The sequence below is a fragment of the Flavobacterium sp. GW821-FHT11G01 genome (assembly GCF_058808175.1).
In genome coordinates this window covers 54,183-76,761 of sequence record NZ_JBXARK010000015.1, presented here as the reverse complement: position 1 = coordinate 76,761, position 22,579 = coordinate 54,183, and the positions used below count along the sequence as shown (strand labels likewise).

Annotated in this window: 23 protein-coding genes; 18 read left to right on the top strand and 5 right to left on the bottom strand. The window is 32.5% G+C overall.

Features of this window, described 5'->3' with window-relative positions; translation table 11 throughout:
* Window positions 1-26 precede the first annotated feature (26 nt).
* The 4 genes from AC1RRN_RS20975 (at window position 27) to AC1RRN_RS20960 (ending at window position 5,925) form a co-directional block, all read left to right on the top strand.
* On the top strand, window positions 27-965 hold the full coding sequence (locus tag AC1RRN_RS20975; protein ID WP_492969180.1) for a DUF5996 family protein: 939 nt from the start codon (window positions 27-29) through the stop codon (window positions 963-965).
* Between the two features lie 320 nt (window positions 966-1,285).
* Window positions 1,286-1,534, top strand: a complete 249-nt coding sequence (locus tag AC1RRN_RS20970) for a hypothetical protein (protein WP_492969179.1) — start codon at window positions 1,286-1,288, stop codon at window positions 1,532-1,534.
* Between the two features lie 360 nt (window positions 1,535-1,894).
* Entirely contained in the window at window positions 1,895-4,585 is a 2,691-nt protein-coding gene (locus AC1RRN_RS20965) for a glycoside hydrolase family 2 TIM barrel-domain containing protein (RefSeq protein ID WP_492969178.1), read from the top strand.
* Window positions 4,586-4,947: 362 nt separating this feature from the next.
* On the top strand, window positions 4,948-5,925 hold the full coding sequence (locus AC1RRN_RS20960; RefSeq protein WP_492969177.1) for an AraC family transcriptional regulator: 978 nt from the start codon (window positions 4,948-4,950) through the stop codon (window positions 5,923-5,925).
* A 24-nt stretch (window positions 5,926-5,949) separates the two neighbouring features.
* Here the strand turns inward: AC1RRN_RS20960 and AC1RRN_RS20955 are convergent, their stop codons facing one another.
* The 5 genes from AC1RRN_RS20955 to AC1RRN_RS20935 all read right to left on the bottom strand — a co-directional run bounded on the left by AC1RRN_RS20955 (window position 5,950) and on the right by AC1RRN_RS20935 (window position 9,533).
* On the bottom strand, window positions 5,950-6,915 hold the full coding sequence (locus AC1RRN_RS20955; protein ID WP_492969176.1) for an AraC family transcriptional regulator: 966 nt from the start codon (window positions 6,913-6,915) through the stop codon (window positions 5,950-5,952).
* Between the two features lie 31 nt (window positions 6,916-6,946).
* The gene (locus tag AC1RRN_RS20950) at window positions 6,947-7,927 is read right to left on the bottom strand and encodes an AraC family transcriptional regulator (protein ID WP_492969175.1); all 981 of its coding nucleotides are present in this window, start codon (window positions 7,925-7,927) and stop codon (window positions 6,947-6,949) included.
* Window positions 7,928-8,204: 277 nt separating this feature from the next.
* Complete coding sequence (locus AC1RRN_RS20945; protein ID WP_492969174.1) at window positions 8,205-8,564, bottom strand: cupin domain-containing protein; 360 nt, start codon at window positions 8,562-8,564, stop codon at window positions 8,205-8,207.
* Complete coding sequence (locus AC1RRN_RS20940) at window positions 8,561-9,181, bottom strand: alpha/beta hydrolase (protein WP_492969173.1); 621 nt, start codon at window positions 9,179-9,181, stop codon at window positions 8,561-8,563. Before AC1RRN_RS20940 ends, AC1RRN_RS20945 begins: the two co-directional genes overlap by 4 nt.
* Window positions 9,182-9,242: 61 nt before the next feature.
* The gene (locus AC1RRN_RS20935) at window positions 9,243-9,533 is read right to left on the bottom strand and encodes a GNAT family N-acetyltransferase (protein WP_492969172.1); all 291 of its coding nucleotides are present in this window, start codon (window positions 9,531-9,533) and stop codon (window positions 9,243-9,245) included.
* A 500-nt stretch (window positions 9,534-10,033) separates the two neighbouring features.
* Between AC1RRN_RS20935 and AC1RRN_RS20930 the strand changes: the two genes are divergently transcribed.
* The 14 genes from AC1RRN_RS20930 to AC1RRN_RS20865 all read left to right on the top strand — a co-directional run bounded on the left by AC1RRN_RS20930 (window position 10,034) and on the right by AC1RRN_RS20865 (window position 22,561).
* Window positions 10,034-10,333 (top strand): phosphoribosylpyrophosphate synthetase, encoded by a 300-nt coding sequence (locus AC1RRN_RS20930; protein ID WP_492969171.1) that lies wholly within the window; start codon window positions 10,034-10,036, stop codon window positions 10,331-10,333.
* Between the two features lie 56 nt (window positions 10,334-10,389).
* Entirely contained in the window at window positions 10,390-10,809 is a 420-nt protein-coding gene (locus AC1RRN_RS20925; protein WP_492969170.1) for a hypothetical protein, read from the top strand.
* 61 nt (window positions 10,810-10,870) lie between these two features.
* Complete coding sequence (locus AC1RRN_RS20920; RefSeq protein ID WP_492969169.1) at window positions 10,871-11,314, top strand: DoxX family protein; 444 nt, start codon at window positions 10,871-10,873, stop codon at window positions 11,312-11,314.
* A 5-nt stretch (window positions 11,315-11,319) separates the two neighbouring features.
* Window positions 11,320-12,741, top strand: coding sequence for a tyrosinase family protein (locus AC1RRN_RS20915; RefSeq protein WP_492969168.1), 1,422 nt, complete (start codon window positions 11,320-11,322; stop codon window positions 12,739-12,741).
* Window positions 12,719-13,339 (top strand): SCO family protein, encoded by a 621-nt coding sequence (locus AC1RRN_RS20910; RefSeq protein ID WP_492969167.1) that lies wholly within the window; start codon window positions 12,719-12,721, stop codon window positions 13,337-13,339. The genes AC1RRN_RS20915 and AC1RRN_RS20910 overlap by 23 nt, the downstream gene beginning before the upstream one ends.
* An 18-nt stretch (window positions 13,340-13,357) precedes the next feature.
* Window positions 13,358-14,707, top strand: a complete 1,350-nt coding sequence (locus tag AC1RRN_RS20905; RefSeq protein ID WP_492969166.1) for an alginate export family protein — start codon at window positions 13,358-13,360, stop codon at window positions 14,705-14,707.
* Between the two features lie 74 nt (window positions 14,708-14,781).
* Window positions 14,782-15,576 carry an alpha/beta fold hydrolase gene (locus AC1RRN_RS20900; RefSeq protein WP_492969165.1) on the top strand — a complete coding sequence of 265 codons (795 nt, stop codon included), beginning with the start codon at window positions 14,782-14,784 and terminating at the stop codon, window positions 15,574-15,576.
* Window positions 15,577-15,942: 366 nt separating this feature from the next.
* A complete protein-coding gene (locus AC1RRN_RS20895; protein WP_492969164.1) occupies window positions 15,943-16,629 on the top strand; it encodes an alpha/beta hydrolase in 687 nt (228 codons plus the stop codon).
* An 80-nt stretch (window positions 16,630-16,709) separates the two neighbouring features.
* Window positions 16,710-18,512, top strand: a complete 1,803-nt coding sequence (locus AC1RRN_RS20890; RefSeq protein ID WP_492969163.1) for an amidohydrolase — start codon at window positions 16,710-16,712, stop codon at window positions 18,510-18,512.
* Between the two features lie 96 nt (window positions 18,513-18,608).
* The gene (locus AC1RRN_RS20885; protein ID WP_492969162.1) at window positions 18,609-19,580 is read left to right on the top strand and encodes an alpha/beta fold hydrolase; all 972 of its coding nucleotides are present in this window, start codon (window positions 18,609-18,611) and stop codon (window positions 19,578-19,580) included.
* 104 nt (window positions 19,581-19,684) lie between these two features.
* Window positions 19,685-20,377 carry a hydrolase gene (locus AC1RRN_RS20880; protein WP_492969161.1) on the top strand — a complete coding sequence of 231 codons (693 nt, stop codon included), beginning with the start codon at window positions 19,685-19,687 and terminating at the stop codon, window positions 20,375-20,377.
* A gap of 19 nt (window positions 20,378-20,396) precedes the next feature.
* A complete protein-coding gene (locus tag AC1RRN_RS20875; protein ID WP_492969160.1) occupies window positions 20,397-20,822 on the top strand; it encodes a DoxX family protein in 426 nt (141 codons plus the stop codon).
* 405 nt (window positions 20,823-21,227) lie between these two features.
* Entirely contained in the window at window positions 21,228-21,641 is a 414-nt protein-coding gene (locus tag AC1RRN_RS20870; protein ID WP_492969159.1) for a DUF1348 family protein, read from the top strand.
* A gap of 53 nt (window positions 21,642-21,694) precedes the next feature.
* A complete protein-coding gene (locus tag AC1RRN_RS20865) occupies window positions 21,695-22,561 on the top strand; it encodes an alpha/beta fold hydrolase (protein ID WP_492969158.1) in 867 nt (288 codons plus the stop codon).
* The last annotated feature ends 18 nt before the right edge of the window (window positions 22,562-22,579 follow it).

Below are 22,579 nucleotides of genomic sequence, written 5' to 3'. Positions count from 1 at the left end.
TAATGCAAACATTTAAATAATATATTATGAAAAAATCATGGCCAATACTTTCTTATGAAAAAGGCAAACCAACGTACGAAACGATTCAATTGTGGACACAAATTCTCGGAAAAATAAAATTAGCAACATTGCCCTGGGCAAACCATTCCTGGAACAGCACACTTCATATTACGCCAACAGGATTAAGCACACAGAATATTCCCTACATCAATAAAGATTTTCAGATTGATCTTGATTTTTTATCCCATCAATTGAGAATCGTTACCAGTTTAGGAGAAATTAGAAATTTTGATTTGCATCATTTAAATGTGGCTGATTTTTATAAACTCATTTTTGAAAAGTTAAATGAGCTTGAAATAAAAATTGAAATCATGACAACGCCTTCCGAAATTGAAAACCCAATTCCATTTGAGCTTGACACAGTTCATAAAACATACGACAATTTTCAGGCAGAAAAATTTCATGAAGCATTATCTTCTATACAAGATGTTTTTATGGTTTTTAGAAGAGATTTTATCGGTAAAAGCAGTCCAATACATTTCTTTTGGGGCGGATTTGATTTATCACTCGCTTTTTTCTCTGGCCAAAAAGCGCCAAAACATCCCGGAAAAATTCCAGGATTGCCAGATTGGGTATTGCAAGATGCATTTAGTCACGAAGTGAGCGATTTTGGTTTTTGGACTGGTACAGAAATTTATCCGGAAGCCGCTTTTTATTGTTATTTATATCCTGAACCGCTTGGATATAAAAATATTAAAGTAATGCCCGAAGAAGCATTCTATAATGAATCTTTGGGACAATTTATTCTTCCTTACACCGCAGTTCAAAATGCTGAAAATCCGGAAGCCAAATTATTAGAATTCTTAAGAAGTACTTACACATTAGGAACCCAGCTTGCCAATTGGGAAACTGATTTATGGGAAGAGAACAGAAATTTTAAAAATAAAGTTTCTATCACATTGTAATTCGAAAGTGCCTTTCCAGAAAGGCACTTTATCTTGAAATTCTAATGTGTTTTTTTATAATATTTAATATTACCTGTGGAATTAAATCATATTGAAATAATGATCTTGTCTTCCTATGACTTGTCTATTATTTGATATTTTAATGTTATCGTTTTTAAAAAAGTCATTCATACTGATCAAAAATAATAAATTACTATTTTATAAAATGTTATTAAAGTGTTGATAAGTAATGTTTTATGGTTGTTTTTTAACATGCAGTTCAAAATAATAATATTTATATTTGAAATTAATTAACGGCTTATTAATTTAAAATATTTATTATGGAAAAAGCTATACAATTAAAAGTTCGAAAGGAATTAAATGGTCAGCAACAGTTGAATATAATTAAATTGAAAGGGAGTTTAATATCTAAAGGCTATACAGAAATAATACATATTATGGATCAGGACGATGAATTTCATATTAATTCATTTGAAACGCCAGTTGAAAGTACTAATGAAGTGCAAGAATATATTAAAGCTTTTATAAATAGAGAAAACCTGACTGATACAATAACGCTGTATAAATGAGGTTAGAATAGTTTAATATTCATTACAAAATAAAAGTGTTCGATTATCGAACACTTTTTATTTTTACAAGAATGCCCAATCTTATAAATCTTTAATTTCTGCATATTTAGTAACAGATATTTTCATAATTCACGATCAGTAAATAGATCAAAAAAAACAAAGTGCAAAATCACAATGCTCTGTTTTTTTGTTAAAATAATTTCCATATTCATATATTTTTTTTCTTTATTTTGCTGAATAAACACTTTTTAAAGGCTTGAAGCACTATAATTATGAACTTAAAAAATCCACTTTATATATCACTAGAGTGGATTTTTTAAATCATATACCTTAATACTTTTAATTTAAATCAAAATAAAAATGATTCAAAACAAGATTATCTTAATTTTTACACTGCTGTTTTTCAACGCAATGCTGGGGCAGGAAAAAATAAAGCAATCCATAAATTCGAATTGGCAATTTCATAAAGGAAAAGTTACTGTCATGGATTCAGAAAAAGAAAAAAATCTGGATTGGCAAGAAGTAAACCTGCCGCACAGCTGGAACACTCAGGATGTGATGGATGATCAGTGGGGATATTACAGAGGAGAAGGATGGTATAAAAAAACACTTTTTGTAAATTCGAGTTGGAAAAATAAAGCTGTTTACCTCTATTTTGAAGGAGCAAGTCAAACTACAGAAGTATATATTAACGGAAAAAAAGTTGGTTCACATATTGGTAGTTATACTGCATTTAGTTTCCCTATAAATGAATTTCTGCAGTTTGAAAACCCTGATAAAGGCAATGAAATTGTAATTAAAGTTGATAATAGCCACAATGAAGATATTCCGCCGTTGGAGGCCGATTTTACTTTTTATGGAGGTATTTATCGCGATGTTTATTTGATTGCTTCAAACGAAGTTCATTTCGATAATGATAATTTGGCTTCAGATGGAGTTTTTGTTACTACGCCGGATGTTTCAGCTTCATCTGCAAAATTTCAGATAAAGGGAATGGTTGAAAACAAATCGAATTTATCAAAGGAAATAAAAATAACAACAATTTTATACAATGCAGAGAATAAAGAAATTGCAAGTGTAATTTCTGATTTAAAGATAAAAGCAAATTCAAAAATTGATTTTAAACAGCTTTCAACTGCAATTCAGAATGCGAATTTATGGTCTCCTGAAAATCCGTATTTATATAAATTGGTTTCCATAATTTCAGATAAAAAAACGAAAGAACAACTGGATCAATTTTCTGCACCTGTCGGATTCAGATGGTTTGAATTTACTGCTGATAAAGGTTTTATTTTGAATGGAAAACCAACAAAATTAATTGGTGCAAATCGTCATCAGGATTATAAAGATTTAGCTAACGCGTTGCCAGATGCATTAGCCGAAAACGATATGCAATTAATAAAAGATATGGGCGGTAACTTTGTTCGTGTGGCACATTATCCACAAGATCAATCGGTTTTAGAAGCCTGTGACCGATTGGGATTATTGGCTATGGTTGAAACTCCTGAAGTAAACAGAATTACAGAAACTCCAGTTTTTGAGGCAAATAGCCTGCAAATGCAAAAAGAAATGATTCGCCAAAACTTCAATCATCCAAGTATTATTGTTTGGGCTTATATGAATGAAATATTATTACGTCCGAGATATGACCAAAAGTCTGAAGAAAGAAAATTGTATTACCAACATGTCGCGGAATTGGCTCAAAAACTGGAAGATGTAACAAGACAAGAAGATCCTACGCGATATACCATGCTTCCAAACCATGGCGATTTTGATCTGTATAATAGAGTAGGTTTGACAAAAATCCCGATGGTTGTAGGTTGGAATTTATATCCTGGCTGGTACAGCGGCACATTTGCAGGTCTGGAAACATTTTTAGAAAAACACCATAAATTATTACCGGAAAAACCAATGGTAATAACAGAGTTTGGCGCTGATGCAGACAGAAGAATGCGTACTAAAAATCCAGAAAGATTTGATAAAACGATGGATTATGCGATGCTGTATCATAAACATTATCTAAATGCAATTGAGAATCTGGATTATGTTGCCGGAGGAACAATTTGGAATCTGGTTGAATTTAATTCGGAAGGGCGTGCAGAAAGCTGGCCGCATATGAATAATAAGGGCATAATTTCGTGGGACAGAATTCCGAAAGATGCTTATTATTTTTATCAGGCAAGATTATCAAAAAAACCTATTGTGAGTATTGGATCTAAAAATTGGGTGAATCGTTCCGGGATTTTAACTTCTGAAAATGAGAATGTTTATTATGAAAATCTGGAAGTTTTCTCAAATGAAGCTGAAGTTACACTAAAAATAAACGGACAAAATTTAGGAAGTCAACCCGTTAAAGAAGGTTCTACTATTTTTAATGTTCCGTTTAAAAATGGTACTAATTTAGTTGAAGCATTTTCGGCAGCAAACGAAAATATTAAAGATTTTGCATCAATTCATTTTACGATTTATGCTCCAAATTTAAACAGTAGCAAATTTCCTTTTGAAAGCATTCGGATAAGTTTAGGAGACAAAAGAGAATATACAGATGAATTAACACATCAAAATTGGCTTCCGGAACAGCCTTATCAAAAGGGGAGCTGGGGTTATGTTGGTGGTAACGTTTATAAGTTGCCCGGAAATCCTTCTATTCCATATGGAACCAATAAATTGATAATAGGGACGGAAAATGATCCTATTTATCAAACCCAAAGAGAAGATATAGAAGCATTTAATTTTGATGTTCCCGATGGAAAATACGAACTAACATTTTATTTTGCTGAATTTATAACAGGAAACACCAGGGAAGCTTTGGCATATAATTTAGTTGAGAAAAATCAGAAGGAAGAAAAGGCTTTTCGAAATTTTGATGTCCTGATTAATAATGAACTATTTCTGGAAAATTTCGGAAATAATAATTATTTGGAACCCGAAAAAGCAGTCAATATGAAAACAACAGTTTATGTAAAAAAGGGAAAAGGTATTCATATTGATTTCAGGAAAAAAACAGGTAAAACTATTTTAAATGGAATTGAGTTAAAAAAGATTTTTTAAATATAATAAAAGCAGAGAGGCTGGAAGAAATTTCAGCCTCTCTACTTTTTTAGTATCATTTTCTAAAAAAAAAATATTTAATAGCTAAAAAGCATATTGACTTGAATTGATATTAGTAGGTAAAAGGATTGAGACTAAATGTATGTGAAGCAAATTAAAGGTAACCCCACTAATTGACTAATAAAGAACAGGTATCATTTGTCTTTGCTATCATTAATAAATTTAAAATTCAATTGATTTTTCGCGAACTTATTGGTTACTATTTTAAAATAAAGTAATCTATTACTCTGTTTTTTTTTACTATTTAACTAAATTTACTCGCATAGTTAATTTTAGCTAACGCGAATCAAACAGGTAACAATATGAAACCGGAACTAACGTCCTTAAAAAAGTTTAAAGATATATTGGCTTTTATGAATTTACCTGTCTTTTCTTATATTGACAGTGATGAATTTGCCATTATAAAATTACATGATATGGGACTAAAAATGCCCTATCTTACTCCAATCTATAGACCTGATTACTATACTTTAACCATAGTACAAGGCGGCAAAGGCACTTTTGTTGTAGGCGATCATATTTATGAACTTGGTCCTCAACATGTATTTATGAAACAACCTGATGTTTATTTTTCAAGTGGCTGGACAGAATCACCCATTGGATATAGTATTTCATTTACCGAGGTTTTCTTTGAAAAATATTTTCCCCAAGGTATTGATGATATTCCATTTAAGAACAATATAAATGCATTTAATTATTTTCTAAATCAAAAATATTTCAGTGAATTTGAGAAAATTTGCGAGGAAATCTTCGCCGAAGCCACTTCTGTTTCAAATTGTAAATATGAGATGATTTCTAACCTTCTTATTCATATTTTGTTGCTGATACAACAACATCAGAATAGAATTAAATTGGAAATTCAGGAGGAGAAAAATGCTGCGATTGTGACATCCTTTTTTAAAAATATAGATCAGAATTTTAACATGCTGATTTCTGGCGAAAGTACGGCTGTACTTAGAACCAAAGAACATGCTGAATTGTTAAGTCTTGGACAGACCTATCTTTCTAAAGTAATTAGTAAAACCTCCGGGAAAACAATTAACCAATGGATCAACGATCGACTCATTGATGAAATTAACTATTTACTTAAAAACACAAACAAACCAATTCCTGAAATTGCAGAAATGTTTGCTTTTAGCGATCTTAAATATTTTTACACATTTTTTAAAAAGAATACTAAAAGTACTCCAAGTTCAGTAAGAAAAGATTTTAATGCTTCTGATTCTGATCGTGCTCACGTGTATCGTGGTGACGTTGTAAACATTCGGCCAACCTGGTAATTTTAGAAGATTTAGAATATATTTTTAATCCAGATTTTTTTTGCGGTAGTTAATAGGCGATAGACCTGTGTGTTTTTTAAAAAAGATACTAAAGTATGATAAATACGAGAATCCCAGCATATAAGCAATTTCTTTTAATGATAATCGAGGGTCTTCGATAAGAATTTTTGCTGCGCTCAGCGTTTTTTCTGCTATCAGTTGTCCGCCTGTTTTTCCGGTTTTTTCTTTTAAAATACTAGAGAGATAATTTTCGTGAAGTTGTTGCATTTCAGCGTAATTTTTTATGTACAACGTTCTTTGTACTTTACCTTTTAGTAATTGGTCATAATGGTATTCAAGATTTTGGAAAAAATCGGTTACGATATCCCGATTTTTCGTTTCTGGATTATGAATCATGTAGCCTTCCCAATATTCTTGTTTTATTTTCAGCAAAAACCGGGTCAGTAAATTTGCGCAAATTTGATTTTTTAAAGGCGAATCATTTATAAGTTCGTCAACAATTAGCAAAACAATTTTTTTCAGTTCCTGTTGAAATACTTCAGAGGTTCTTAATGGAATTTGTCTTTCGAAAAGCAAAAACGGAAATGTTTTATAAATGGATATGCCAGCATATTTCGAGATAAAATTTTCAGTGAAAATTATTCCATATGACTCATTTAAGACATCCCATGTTAACTGCTGAAGCTCGCCGGGTTTATTAACAAATAACATTCCCGGTTTGATATTGAACGGAAGCTTATCGACTATAATTTTGCCGTAAGCATCCAGAACAAAACCTACTGAGAAAAATGTGGTGAAAAAGGGTGGTGTTGAAAAAGGAAGTTGTTCATCCGGATGAAGTACTTTGGAGTTGACAAAGGAAAATTCAGCATCTCCTAAATGTCCATGAGACATATCGATGTGATCCAAATCTTCGGACGACAAATCCAGACCCATTATATCGGCGGTATCAAAGAAATCCGTGAATTTAATTTTTTTACTATTTTCCATTTTCCAAAGATTTACAAGTAGATTTTCCTTTTTACTTACTGAATGCCTGATGCTTTGCAAATTGAGGATTATAGAGAACAGTCTGATTTTTTTCAGCGTTGTTAAAGTCTTTCCTCAAAGTGCTAGGTGCATTTAAAGTCTGTGATTTAAAATAACTGCAAAAATAATTTAGATCGTTAAAAGCGAATAATGCGGCAATCTCTTTCATTGATTTATCTGAATGTTTCAGCAGGTATTTAATTTCATCAATAAGTTTTTCATTAATCCATTCATTGATGGTTTTTCCTGTACAATTGCTTATTACTTTCGACAGATAATTTTCGTTTATATTCAATAATTTGGAATGTTCTTTCGTTCGCATTAGCGAAATGTCCTGACCACGTATAAGTTGACTAAAATTATTTTCCATATTTTGACGAAATGCGCTCACAATAGTGATGTGCTTTTCGTTTTCCAATTTCAATTTTGAATCGCTTTTCTGATGTAATTGTATTAAAAACAAAAGATTAAGAATAAGGTTTGCAATAAGTTCATCTTTATACAACATTGTTGAAATCGCTGTATCGTAGATCTCCAGGCAAGTCTGCTCAAAATATTTTGTCCTTTGCTCAGTCAGATCGCAAGAATAGCCATTTTCGCCACCTAACTCCAGAACAACATCAATACTCGCAGGAAAATATTGCAAGAGAAAAGATTTCCGAAAACTGATAGCGTACACATTTTGAATTTTTGTCCAATTGCCAGATGAAAATGATTCAGGCCGGGAAATTATGATTTGGTTAGAACTAAAATTAAATTCTTTATTCCCAATAGCATAAGTACCACGTCCGTCGATTATGATGAACAAATTATAAAAGTCAGGCCGAAATGTTGGTGATTGAAAAGGTAATTTTATCCCAATTTCATGTAGTTTTATAAAACTAAAATCGTCACTATTATAAGTGGAAACCGGTAGATTCATAAAAGCCAGACACTCAGTAATTTTACTTAAATTGGTTAATACTGGTTTCATTTTAAATTACTTATATTTAGCAATGTGGCTTATGTGTGTGTAGATTTGATTTTTCAAAATTGCATAAAAATGTATTGATAGAAGTTCTAAATCCTGACTAAAAGTTATAATATTTAAAGATTTTAACTTTTAAGTATGTTTTTCCTGACTTTAAAAATTTCAAGTTATTCATTTTTAAGCTTTTACTAATTTATTTGTGTGCAATCTTGGTTTGTTAGAGTAATTTTTCATGAAGAAGAGAGAAAAATAATATTCCAAGGTTTATCTCTTTTTTTATTTAAACCAAATCGGTTTTTATAAATATTGATTTTCGAAGTTTTGATTCAATATTTTTTGTTTTGTGTCCTTTTCCTGTGGTGTCTTCTACCAATAGAATCGATCCGGTTTCAAAGCTTCTTTTTTCCCCTAACGAAGTTTCAATTTCTACACCACCATCCAATAAAACTATATATTGGCGGTCTGGGGCATTATGAAAATCGTAATCGTAAGAAGGATTAACTTCTCTAAAAACAATTGATTTTACAGGTTCATCATCAGATAAAAATCCAATATCACCATTGTTTTTCAACGGAACTTCGAAGTCTTCAAACTGACTTTCGCCATTTATATCGCTATAGATTCGTGTTACCTGTATCATTTTTTTGTAAAAATAAGTTCATTAGCCAAATCTATTTCATCCTGACTTATTGTATGGCCTATATTTTCGTAGATCTTTTTAGTTACTGACGCGCCCATTTTTTTAAGAAGTGCTTCTGTTTCGTTTACTCTTTCAACAGGAACATGAAAATCAGGATCGCTTGTACCGATGAAAACAGGCGTGTTTTCAAAGTTTCCAGCATAATGATCTTCATAAACCTTATCACCAATCAGTCCGCCTGTAAAAGCTACAATACCGCCATATTTTGCTGCATTTCTTGCGGTAAATTCCAAAGCCAGACATGCTCCCTGCGAAAATCCAAGAAAATAAATATTCTCTTTTTCAATTCCGTTTTGCTGAACTGCCACAACAACCTGATGAATAGCATCTAATGATTTTGAAAAAGAAGGTTCATTCTGTTCAATCGGTACTAAAAAAGAATACGGATACCAGGTACTGTTTTCTGCCTGAGGAGCAACCAATGCAAAATCATCGACTTTAAGATGTTTTGCAATCGAAAGAATATCATGAGCGTTTGCACCGCGTCCATGAATCATAATTAAAGCTTTTTTAGCATTATTTAATGACAAACCGTCTGTTATAATTTCTGTATTCATAAGTTTATTTTTTAAATTAGGATGTTGGAAAACGAAAATTTTTCACACCGATTCGGCAGATTTATTTTTTCCAGATATCCTGATATTCATCGGGATGTTTTTTGAATTGTGCGTGTACGTATGGGCAAAGCGGTAAAACCATTAAATTGTTAGTACGTACATATGATGTCATTTCGTTCAGCAATTTTTTAGCATAACCTTTTCCTTCGGCTTCTGGTTCAACTCCTGTATGGTAAACGGTTAGTAAATCATCTTTTAAGCTTACCGTCATTTCGCCTAGTTTTTTACCATCAAGATAAAAATTAAAAGCGCCATGTTTTTTCTCGTCTAATTCTAGTTTTATTGTTTCCATATATTTTAAATTATATTATTGTTTTTTAGATAAAAGAGAACTATTCATCTCTTAAAGATAATCTATTATCGTAAATCGACAATTTTAGATCGAGATCTGACTTAATTCGTGCTAAACTTCTTTTACAAACTTACGAAAGGTTCGAAGTCTGTCCATTAATCTAGATTAAGAAAAAAAATAATCTCGCTGTATGAGATTGTAAGTCTTCTTTTAGATTGCTCTTCTCCTGCTTAAATGGTTTTATTAATGACACTTTAATAGTGTAATACTAATATAATCATTTGCTATTCTGATAGATACAGTAGTTTCAAAATCAGCAATATTCTAATAAATCTGATAGAATACCTTAAATCTTTAATATTTATAATTTTTGATAACTTTTCTATAGAAACTCCAGTTGTGTTTAGAATTAGTTTTGCTCTAACGAAAACCAAATCTATTGATTATGATTTTATATCAATTTTAAAATTATAAAATATAGAATTTAAAAACTTAAGAAAATGACAAATTACGATACACTAACAGAGGCGATAAATGTAAAACAAACAGAGGGATATACTTTTGATTTTAATCTTAGTAACTCAACATTATACTGTAAAAAGTTAAGTAAAACATTCGAATCAAGTGAATTTAATGTTGATGCATTTTATCGATTTGAAGGAGATTCTAATCCGGATGATTCATCAATACTATATGCAATAAGTACAGAATATGGTATAAAAGGATTATTGGTAGATGCTTACGGAGCTTATAGTGATAATTTGAATGCAGAAATGATTCAAAAACTGAAAATTAGATAAATAGAATATCCAATTACCAATAATAAAAAGTAAAAGTGAATTTAAAAAATAAAAATATGGATACAACAATAAAGAGATTGCATTCTGAAAATAAAAGCAAGAGACATTTTGGAACAACTGTTATCGGTCTTAATGATAACGAAGAAATAGGATTTCTATCGAATTCTCTCAAAGAAAATAATACCATTTTCAGAAAAGTTATTGAAAATTATGATTATAACTTACATATTTCGGCAGAGGGGCAATATGTAATAGTACTGGACCGTGAAATTGAAACTTCATCAGGAATAGAAAACGACTTTTTTTCTGGTGGTACATTTTTAATAGGAGAAACAGTTACAGAAGCGCACAAAACTAAAAACATAAAAACTCAAGTCAGTCCTTCGCTTTTGATTTATAAAACTTTAAAATTATACGCCATGCCATTTTTAAACTGGAAGCGTTTTATAAATGACTCAAGAATATTAGACATATAATATTTTTTAATAGCATTTTCAAACATTTTGCTTTTAAAATTTCAATCTAAAAATAAAAAACATGAAAAATAAATTATTTGAAACAAGCGAATCCTATGCACCTTTAATTTTAAGAGTTATCCTGGGTTCTGTTGTATTGATGCATGGAATGCAAAAATTATTAGGTTGGTTTGGAGGGCTTGGCTTTTCAAAAACGATGTTATTCTTTACTGAATCGGTAGGATTACCTTGGATTATGGGCTTTTCAGTAATCATATTGGAAACTGCCGGTGCGATTGCACTTATTGCTGGAATAGGAACAAGAGTTATTGCCTTTTCCTATATAATGCTGGCACTAGGGATGATATTTACGACACATCTTAAAAACGGGTTTTTTATGAATTGGTTTGGAACACTAAAGGGAGAAGGATACGAATACTTTATTCTTTGGATAGGAATGGCGCTGGCCTTATTTGTATTAGGTGGAGGCAAATATGCAATAGATAAAAAATTTATTGAAAAATAGTAAGTATGGAAAATATTGATAATAATAATAGAAGATTATTCTTGAAAAAAGTAGGAATGGCTTCCTTTGGTTTTGCAGGCTTACCATTGCTATCTTCATCGATAATTAGTTGTAAAGATGACAAAATAAAGCCTGACAATGGGAGCTTTGAAAAGAAGGCGTATTCAAATATCGTGGTTAGAAAGAATATTGGTGATATCCCTGCCGACGATCCAGAAATAAAGCTTTTTAAAGATGCGGTAGGAATCTTAAAAAAGCGTTCGCAAATATCACCTTTAGATCCAATGGGTTGGCAGGCACATGCTTTGTTACATACTGCATTTTGTGCTACAAGTATGTATTCTAATCAGGTACACTATAATTGGTATGTATGGCCCTGGCATAGATTATACTTGTGGTCATTAGAGCAAAAACTGCAAAAAGCAGTATCTGAACCCAAATTAGCGTTGCATTACTGGGATTGGACAAAAAGCAATTTTATACCAGAACATTACTGGGGAGGTGAAAGTAATCCGTTATTCAATGCTTCGAGATTTGTGGGACCGAATGATAAAATACCCAATGACTTCATCAATGTAGGGGCAGGTTTTAGAGCAAAAGACTATAAGACTTTTGGAGGTTATCCCGCTATAAAAAAAAATGGTGATGCACAGTTGGATGGTTTGGCAGAACAGTCTTTTCATAACAATATCCATAATTGGATTGGGGGCCAAATGGCAACTTTTGTGGAGTCCGGTTTTGAACCGATTTTTTATGGACATCACGGAAATTGCGATCGAATTTGGGATGCATGGCTTTCTTATAGTCCGGATAATAAATTACCGGATAGTGAAGAGTGGTTAGAAAAGAAATTATATGCAACAGATGGCAATGGGCGTCCGGTAGATTTTAAAATAAAAGAACTATTACATACAGAAGATTTAGGGTATCGTTTTGCCGATTTAGATCTCAATCCTAATTTTTGTAATCCCTATATTGAAGGAGATAAACCAAAGAGAGATGAGTCGAAAAAGGATTGCATTGCAGCCTTAAATTTAAAAACTTCAGATACAAAATCTATAATTAAGGATTTCGCTGGCAAGGAGAGATCTCATGTTATACTGCACTTTGAGAGAGCTCAGCTTCCATATCAACCCTATTGTGCAAGAGTATTTTTTGAATATATGATGGACGGAAAGAAGCAAAGTAAATACACAGGAACTTTTACAATTTTACCAATTTTGGATATAGATTCAGTACTGCTGCAAAACGGAGTGTTTCTTCAGATTGAAATTGAAAAGGAAATTGCTCAGGCCATAGATCAGAAAATAAAAATTGATGTCATTTTTCAACCTGTGCCATTACCCAATAGAAATATTCCGGATGAAATTTTAAAGTTAGAAAATATTTCAATTTATAAGGATTATGAAAATAGAAGTAACCATTAGAGTTTTAGTCTTTATGTTGATTTTCGCCGGATGTAATAAGACTGATCAACTTCCAATTTTAGGCGAATTATCAATTGATCCATTAACCGGAAAAAACAAATATTATCAAACACCAGAATTTCTATTAAAAAATCAATTTAATCAAGAAGTAACCCACTTGGACTTTGAAAACAAAATACAAGTTGTTGATTTTTTTTTTCCCAGTTGTCCTACAATTTGTCCTAAAATGACAAAGCATTTAAAATTAGTGGAAAAGGCTTTTGAAGAAATTGATGAAGTATTTATTGTTTCATACAGTATAGATTACAAGAATGATAGTCCTGAAACGTTAAAAAGGTATTCAGAAAAATATAAAATAAATAATAATAAATGGACCTTCTTAACTAGTGAAAGTGATGCCGTTTTTGAACTTTCTAAAGATTATAAAGTAATGGCATTTGATGACAGTAATGTTAATCAAAGAAACATAATTCATGATGGCACATTTGTATTAGTTGATTGTAAAAGGAGAATTAGAGGTTATTACGATGGTTTAAGCGTAAAAGATACAAAGAGGTTGATTCTTGACATTAATAAACTTATAGATGAGGTGGATTAAAAATAAATTTTTAAACAGATGAAAAAATATTACCTGATTTTTATAACTGTATTTAGTTCAACTGTTTATTCACAGCAAATAAATGAATTTAGTTTTTTAAGGTATAATGATGTTATTTCAATTGATAGTACAAATCAAAATTTATATTACAAAATCAAACAAATCGCAATATCTAAAAAGTCTAAGGCATTTCTTTTTTTAGGAGCTGAAAACAGAACTCAATACCAATATTTCGAAAATGAAAATTGGGATGAAGCGAACAAGGATGACAATGGTTTTATACTTAACAGGGCGCTTTTTTATGGTGATTTAAAAATAGGGAATTCATTTCGTTTATTCAGTCAATTACAAAGCAGTACCTCGATCAGTAGATTAGATCCGAATCCATTAGAGGAAAATCCTTTAGATCTTCATCAATTGTTTTTTGATATAATGGTAAGGAATTTTAACCTTAGAATGGGAAGACAAGAACTATATTATGGATCGCAAAGATTGATTTCAGTTCGGGAAGGACCAAACAGCAGACTAGCGTTTGATGCTATGAAAATCATGTATCAAAGAAACAATTTATCGGCAGATGTTTTTTATGGTTATAATGTCAAAAATAGATTTGGAAATTTTAATGACAAGATTGACTCAAACACAAAACTTTTTGGATTGTACTCGAGCATAAAAGGAATTAAATATGTAAACAATATAGAAGCCTATTTTCTTAATATCCGGAAATCAGAAAGCACGTTCAATACTTTTTCAGGACAAGAAAACAGAAATACATTGGGTTCAAGAATTTGGGGAGCTTATTCTAATTGGAATTATGATATTGAAACTGCCTATCAATTTGGAAATTTTGATACAAAAAGCATTAAAGCCTGGACATTTTCAATCAATAATTCTTTTAGTTATAGAATAAATAAGAGAATTCAGAAAATAGGTTTTAAAGCAGAATATATTTCAGGTGATAAAATTCAAAATGATGGTGCTATAGAAACATTTAATCCTCTTTTTCCACGAGGAGCATACTTTGGTTTAGCTGCTTTAATAGGACCTTCAAACTTGGTTGATATGCATCCTTTTCTGGAGTTTCAGTTAACACAAAAATTGAATTTTTATGTCGATTATGATATGTTTTGGCGGGCTTCCGAGAACGATGCAATATACCAACCAAATGGTGCAGTATTATTCGAAAGCTCAAATTCGACTTCAAAAAAAATAGGAAATCAATTAGGAGCTTCATTTGAATATACGTTCAATAAATACCTGAGTTTTACTTTGGAAGGCACGTGGTTTAACAGTGGAAATTTTATTAAGGATGTTAGTAATGGTAAAGACATACTGTTTACAGCCAGTACTTTGACTTTAATTTTATAAAAATAATTTCAGTTCATATACAACTGAAAACAAAATAGAATAACACAATTAATATAACTATAAATTTTTTAAAGATGAAAAAATCAATTACAACAGCAGCGGTAATTTTAATGACCGCTTTCGGAACCCCAACTCAGGCTAAAACAGTCAGCACAAACACAATTGTTATTGTACATGGAGCATGGTCTTCAGCAGCTGATTTTAAGAATGTTGAAGCAGAACTTAAAAAGAGTGGTAATGAAGTAATAACAGTAAATTTGCCGGGACATGGAGCAGACAATACACCCGTTGCATCATTGACGCTGCAAGGCTACGTAGATGTTGTTAAAAAAGCAATTGGAACAAGGAAAAATATTACTCTTGTAGGGCATAGTTTTGGAGGAATGGTTATTAGCGCGACCGCTGAGCAAATCCCCGGACAAATCAAAAAACTGATTTACCTTTGCGCATATGTACCAAATAATGGGGAAAGTCTTTTTTCAATTTCGGCAGCAGATAAAGAAACTCATATCGGGCAATACATTCAACCAGATGAAAAATCAGGTGTGGTAGGAATTGCTAAAGAAGGTATTTTAGATTTTTTTGCTGCTGATGCACCTAAAAAAATAGCTGATGGTCTGGTTGCTAATTTTAAGCCAGAGCCAATGGGACCACTTGCAACTCCAGTTGTACTTACGGCTGCGAATTTTGGTAAAATAGATAAGGTATATATTTTTACTGAATATGATCATGCTATAGGACTGACCTTGCAAAAAAGTATGGCAAAAACTGCCAATATAACAAGAACATATTCTTTACCTACCAGCCATACACCATTTTTCTCACAACCGACCGTAGTTGCAGCTATTTTAAGTCAGGAAGCAAAATAAAATTGCCATAATTTAGATTAATATTATAATAAAATCTAAACATATTATCGAAACTTCTGTTAGCCATATTCAATATGATTAACGGAAGTTTTTTTGTACATAATTTTTAATCTTATGTTTTTCAATGTGATTACCTATTCAATCTTAGATGTAGTTACAAAACAAAATAAGCTTTATCGATGTAAAGTGGCAAAACTTTTCAAATCTTAGTTTATTATAATTTTTAGTGAATTATTCACAGAAAAGCACGCTTTCATTAGGTGTAATTTTGTTTCAACAAGTAAAGGAACTCGTTTTTAGTTTCATCAGACTTCAAATTTTATAATTAATATTCTGCGTTTTAATCTCTAAAAAAATAATAAAAGCATGAAAAAAATTAAAAATATAGTGCTTATGCATGGTGCATTTGCAGATGGCTCAGGATGGAGAGGTATATATAACATACTTACTAATAAGGGTTATAATGTTACCGTGGTACACAATCCGCTAACATCACTGGAAGAGGGTGTTCAGGCTGTAAAAATAGCTTTAGACAAACTAGATGAAAGCGCTGTTCTTGTAGGGCATTCTTATGGTGGAGCTATAATTACTGAGGCTGGTAATCATCCCAATGTAGCAGCATTAGTTTATGTAGCAGCATTTCAGCCAGGAGATGGAGAAACAGCCTTACAATGGATACAGACTGCTCCACCAGCACCAGAAAATGGTGTTCTGCCTCCAGATGAAAATGGTATTATCTATTATGAAAAGGATAAATACCATATGGGAATCTGCGCTGATTTAAGTGCAGAAGATGCCAATTTTATGTATGCTTCGCAAGGTGCATTTTATGCTAAAGGATTTGTAACGCCAATTAAAAATGCGGCTTGGAAATCAAAACCTGCATACGGCGTAATTGCAACTGAAGACAAGAGTATTCCACCAGAAATTCAGGAAGCAATGTACAAACGTTCCAAAACCATTGCCACCTATGTCAAAGGGAGTCATGCGGTTTATATATCCCAGCCTCAGCTTGTTGCAGATGTCATTATTTCAGCTTCTAAAATGGATTAATTTCAAAGAAGCAATCTTATAAATAAACCTTAAACGGTTAAAGGTAATATTCCAATTAGTAATATATAAAAACAGTCACAATGAGAAATTCTATATACTTAGTATTAATAATTATACTATTCCTTTCTTGTCAAAAAGACAAAAAGGAAATTGACACTGCAACAGCGGATTTAATTGTTACCAATGGCAAAATAGCCATTATGGATCAAAATAACACAATTAGTGAAGCGATAGCAGTAAAAAAAGGAAAAGTGTTGGCGTTTGGAACTAATGAAGAGATTCTAAAATTAAAAGGGGACCAAACTAAAGTTATTGATGCTAATGGGCGGACCATTATTCCAGGATTGAATGATTCTCATTTGCATTTAACCAGAGGAGGACGTTTTTATAACGCTGAATTAAGATGGGATGGCGTAACTTCCTTGAAAACAGCGCTAAGAATGTTAAAAGAACAAGCTGGCAGAACTCCAAAGGGCCAGTGGGTGCGGGTAGTAGGAGGCTGGAGTCCTTTTCAGTTTGAAGAAAAAAGATTTCCAACAACCGAGGAAATTAATGAAGCAACAGGAGATGTTCCGGCATTTGTATTATTTCTATATAGTCGGGGATGGATGAATAAAAGTGGATTAAAAGTGCTTAAAATTGATGAAAACACTAAACCACCTGAAGGAAGTTCATATGAAAAAGACCCAGATGGTAAATTGACCGGAGTACTATTGGCAGAGCCAAATCCAACAATCCTTTATGCGGCAATTGGCGCATTGCCACCTATGACTGACGAGCAAATGTTGAATTCTACCAAACAGTTTTACAGAGAATTGAACCGATATGGTATAACAAGCGGTATCGATGCGGGAGGTGGCGGGCATGCGTTTCCTAAAGACTATGGCGCGACAAAATTACTTGCTAATCAGGGAGAAATGCCTATAAGATTGTCTTATTACTTATTTCCTCAAAATAAAGGAAAAGAGTTTGCAGAATTTCAAAATTGGATTGAAACAAATAAAGTAGGTAATAATGGAGAAATTCATTTAGACCATGGTTATGAATTAGAAGGAGGCGGAGAATTTCTTACATGGAGTGCCGGTGATTTTGAAAATTTTTTAGCACCGCAACCGATGTTAGAAGACAGACCGTCGTGGAGAAGTGATATAAAAAAAGTGATTCGTTTGCATGTTGATAGTCGTTGGCCGTTTAGAATTCATGCAACCTATGGAGAAACCATTGCTAATTTGTTGGATGTTCTTGAAGAAGTTAATAAAGAAACGAATGGGAAGTTAGCAAAAGAAAGATGGTTGTTTGATCACGCAGAAACCATTACGGAAAAGCAGCTAAAAAGAGTTAAAGCGCTGAACGGAGGTATTGCGATTCAAGCCAGAATGGCGTATGCAGGAGAATATTTTGTTGAAAGATATGGAGCAGCTAAAGCACAATATGCACCGCCTTTAAAATTAATGATCAAAATGGGAATTCCTGTTGGGGCAGGCACTGACGGGACAAGAGTGGCCAGTTATAATCCGTGGTCTGCATTATATTGGATGGTTTCTGGGAAGACGGTTGGAGGCTTACAACTAAGTGCTCCTGACAATTTACTGACCCGTGAGGAAGCACTTTCATTATACACAAAAGGTAGTGCCTGGGTATCAAAAGAAGAAGCTGTAAAAGGTACTTTAGAGAAAGGAATGTTTGCCGATTTTACACTATTATCGGATGATTATTTCAGCGTACCAGAAAGTAAAATCAAAGATTTATCGGCTGTTTTAACAGTAGTAGGAGGTAATGTTGTCTTTGGTGACAAAGAGTTTGCAAAACTAAGCCCTGCAATAGAAAAAGCAATTCCAGAATGGTCACCAGTCAATTTTTATGGAGGATATCAAAAAAAATAATCTCCGATTAGCTGCTCTAAACATTCAATCTGATATAATTTCTCGATCGGGGAAAATATTCTACAGACAATTTATTTAAAAACTAAAACAAATAAAATGAAGACAAAAATTATTATTTCAGTCTTAACGATTATGTGTTTAACATACTTTAAATCGTATGCAAAACCTTTTGTAGAGAAAAATGCGGTTTCAAAAAATGATATTTTTAAAGACGTTGAATACAAAACAATACTCGTTGACGGTTTAGAAATTTTTTACCGTGAAGCGGGAGAAACAACTAAACCTACAATTATTTTATTACATGGATTCCCGTCATCGTCGCATATGTACCGAAATCTGATAAATGAACTTGCTACTAATTATCATGTAATTGCTCCTGATTATCCAGGCTTCGGACAAAGCAGTGCTCCAACTCCGCAACAGTATCAATACACATTTGATAATTTATCCATTACAATGGTACATTTTATTGATAAACTGAAAATCACTAAAACTAGCCTTTACATTCAGGATTATGGCGGACCAGTAGGTATGCGAATAGCGACAAGAAGACCTGAACTAATTCAATCACTTATAATTCAAAATGCAAATGCTTATGTTGAGGGATTAGGTGAAGTTCTAAAGCCTTTAATAGCCTATGTTGAAAATCCAAATGCCGAAACTGAAAAGCAAGCACGTTTTTTTCTGACCATCGATGCTACAAAATGGCAATATCTAACGGGTGCCGGAGCTCCTGAAAAAATAGCACCGGATAGCTATAGTATTGATCAGTATTATTTAGACAGAAAAGGAAATGATGTTATACAACTAGCACTATTTCGTGATTATGGATCTAACATAGCATTGTATGGAAAATGGCATCAGTATTTTGCAAAATACAAGCCACCCATGTTGGTTATTTGGGGTAAAAACGATCAGTTTTTTATCGCTGCAGGAGCTAATGCATATAAAAAAGACAATCCAAATGCTGAAATTCATTTATTAGACGGAGGTCATTTTGCATTAGAAGAACACCATTTAGAAATTTCTAAACTCATTATAAACTTTTTGAGTAAAAAAGTTAGATAGAAAAATCAGTATTAGATCATTTTAAAAATTGATCTAAAGTTTTAATTAAAAAGAAGTTATAAAAATCAAACAGTTAAAAAATTAACCATTAAATCTGAATCATTATGAAAAATTTAATTTTAGCAGCAGCAGCAGTTGCATTGTCTTCACTAAATGCATTTGCACAAAAACCAAGTCCACAATTGTTAAACCCTAAAAATCATACTTTGATTTTAGTAGATCATGAAAGTCAAATGGCATTTGCAGTGGGTAACATGCCAGTAGATCAACTAAGAACAAATACAGCCCTGGTTGCAGGGGCATCTAAGATTTTTAAAGTGCCTACTGTTATTACAACGGTGGCCGAAGAGTCGTTTAGCGGACCAGTTTTTCCTGAAGTTCAGGAATTTTATCCTAAATCCAGCACTAAGTATTTTGACAGAACCACTATGAATTTCTGGGAGGATGCGAATGCTTACAAAGAGGTAGTAGGTAAAGGAAATAAAACAATAGTAATGGGCGGTTTATGGACTTCGGTATGTATTGTAGGGCCTGCGTTATCAGCCATAAATGATGGTTACACCGTTTATGTAATTACTGATGCAAGTGGAGATGTGTCAGATGAAGCTCATAATCAAGCCGTAACGCGTATGGTTCAGGCCGGAGCAAGACCAATTACCTCTATGCAATATTTATTAGAGTTGCAACGTGATTGGTCAAGATCAGAAACCTATACAGCCGTAACAGATTTAGTTCAAAAATATGGCGGATCATATGGAATTGGTGTTCAGTATGGCAGAGCAATGCTTAAACACTAATTAACATAAAAAAGAAATAATGATAAATATATATTCTTTATTACGTTCAGATTTGGGTACCAAATTGAATAACATTGTTTTGCTCTTTTTTAGAATCGCTATTTCATGCGAACTGATTTATGCTCATGGGTTAAAAAAAATAGGTATTGGGACGGCACTAGCGGAAGTTGTCCCTAATCCTTTAGGACTTCCTGAGATATTAAATCAAGCTTTCGCAACAACTGCAAATCTTGTCATGCCCATTTTTATCATACTTGGTTTAATGACACGTATAGCCACTTTACCTATTTTAGCGGTTACCCTGACTGGTTATTTTGTATTGCATTTTAATGATCCGGCTCTGGTAAAAGACGTTCCCTTAATTTACAGTCTGTGTTTTTTATTAATATGCTTTATGGGTGCAGGTAAATATTCTTTAGATCATTATATCAGCAATGAAAAGTGAATAAAAAAGTTTTTGGTATCACAATTCTAATTTTTTAAGTACTGATTCTATTTTCTAATTAAAAATGAAAGGTTCTGATTAGGTTGAAAAATCAACAATGTTAATGAATTAATTCGGTTTTTAAAATGGCAGCATTCGATTGAATGCTGCCATTTTATTTTAGGCTATGCCATACAGGTTCAAGTCCTAAATAAAGTTGAAATCCAGATGATTTTTAGCAGGGAAAATACTTTTTTCAAAATCAGTTTTCGATATGGTTTGACGCCTTATTTCTTTTTCATTTCCATAATAAAGAATCGGCCCCTAATATCTTTATTTATTATAATTTTTGGTAAGAATTCAACAGAAATGCAATTGGAATCAATGTATAAGTTTGTGGTATATAAATACTTAAAGATATAAATCATGGTAAAGAGATATCCAATTCCACCATTTACACTGGAGACAGCAATGGAGAAAATTCAATTGGCAGAAGATTCATGGAACAGTAGAGATCCTTATAGAGTTGCACAGGGATATACAGCTGACAGTGAATGGAGAAACCGTCATCTATTTATAAACGGCACCGAAGATATTGTAGCATTCTTAACGGGAAAATGGTCAAGAGAACTTGATTATAAGCTTAAAAAAGAATATTGGGCACATACAGATAATCGAATAGCTGTTCGATTTGAATATGAGTATCGTAATGAAGAGGATCAGTGGTTTAGGGCGTATGGAAATGAAAATTGGGAATTTAATGAAGATGGATTAATGCAAAGAAGGTTCGCTTGTATAAACGATCTGCCCATAAAAGAAAGTGACAGAAAATTTATTTAATCAATTAAAAATAGAGTTTAAAAAGTAAAAGTTTAATTTAAAAACCCAGTATTATGAAAACAAGTTACCATACAAGAAAAATTAATGGAGTAGAAATTTTTTACAGAGAAGCCGGTGATAAAAACAAGCCAACGGTAGTTTTGCTTCATGGATATCCAACATCATCCCATATGTTTCGAAATTTAATAAATGATCTGTCAGATGATTTTCATTTAATAGCACCAGATTATCCTGGTTATGGCAGAAGTGAACAGCCTCCAATTGCAGAGTTTGATTATACATTTGAAAACATGTCGAATATTGTTAAAACTTTATTGGATGAATTGGATATAAAGAAATTCAGTCTTTATTTAATGGATTATGGTGCACCAATAGGTTTTAGAATTGCCAGCAGAAATCCGGATCAAATAGATACACTAATCATCCAGAATGGCTGCGCTTATGAGGAAGGGCTTGAAACTTTCTGGGATCCGTTTAAAGTATATTGGAAAGATATAAATAACCAGGAGGCTATAAATACATTAAGTACATTCCACGCTCCTGATGGATTAAAATGGCAGTACACTCACGCTGTGCCAGATGTTTCTGTAATTTCACCAGACAATTGGGAGATTGATTTGAGACATTTAGAACGTCCGGAAAATGGAGATATTCAATTGGCTATGTTCTATGATTACCAAACCAACGTAGTATTATATCCTGAATGGCAGGAATATTTTAGAAAATATCAGCCAGAAACCATCGTTGTTTACGGAAAAGACGATTATATTTTTCCAGGTGTAGGAGCAGAAGCTTTCAAAAAAGACCTGAAAAATTTAGAGTTCCACTTATTCAGCACGGGACATTTTGCTCTCGAAAGTTTTGGTGTTGAAATGGGCGGACTTATAAAAGATTTCCTTTTAAGAAAAACAGGAAAATAATTAAGTGGTCAAAAAAAA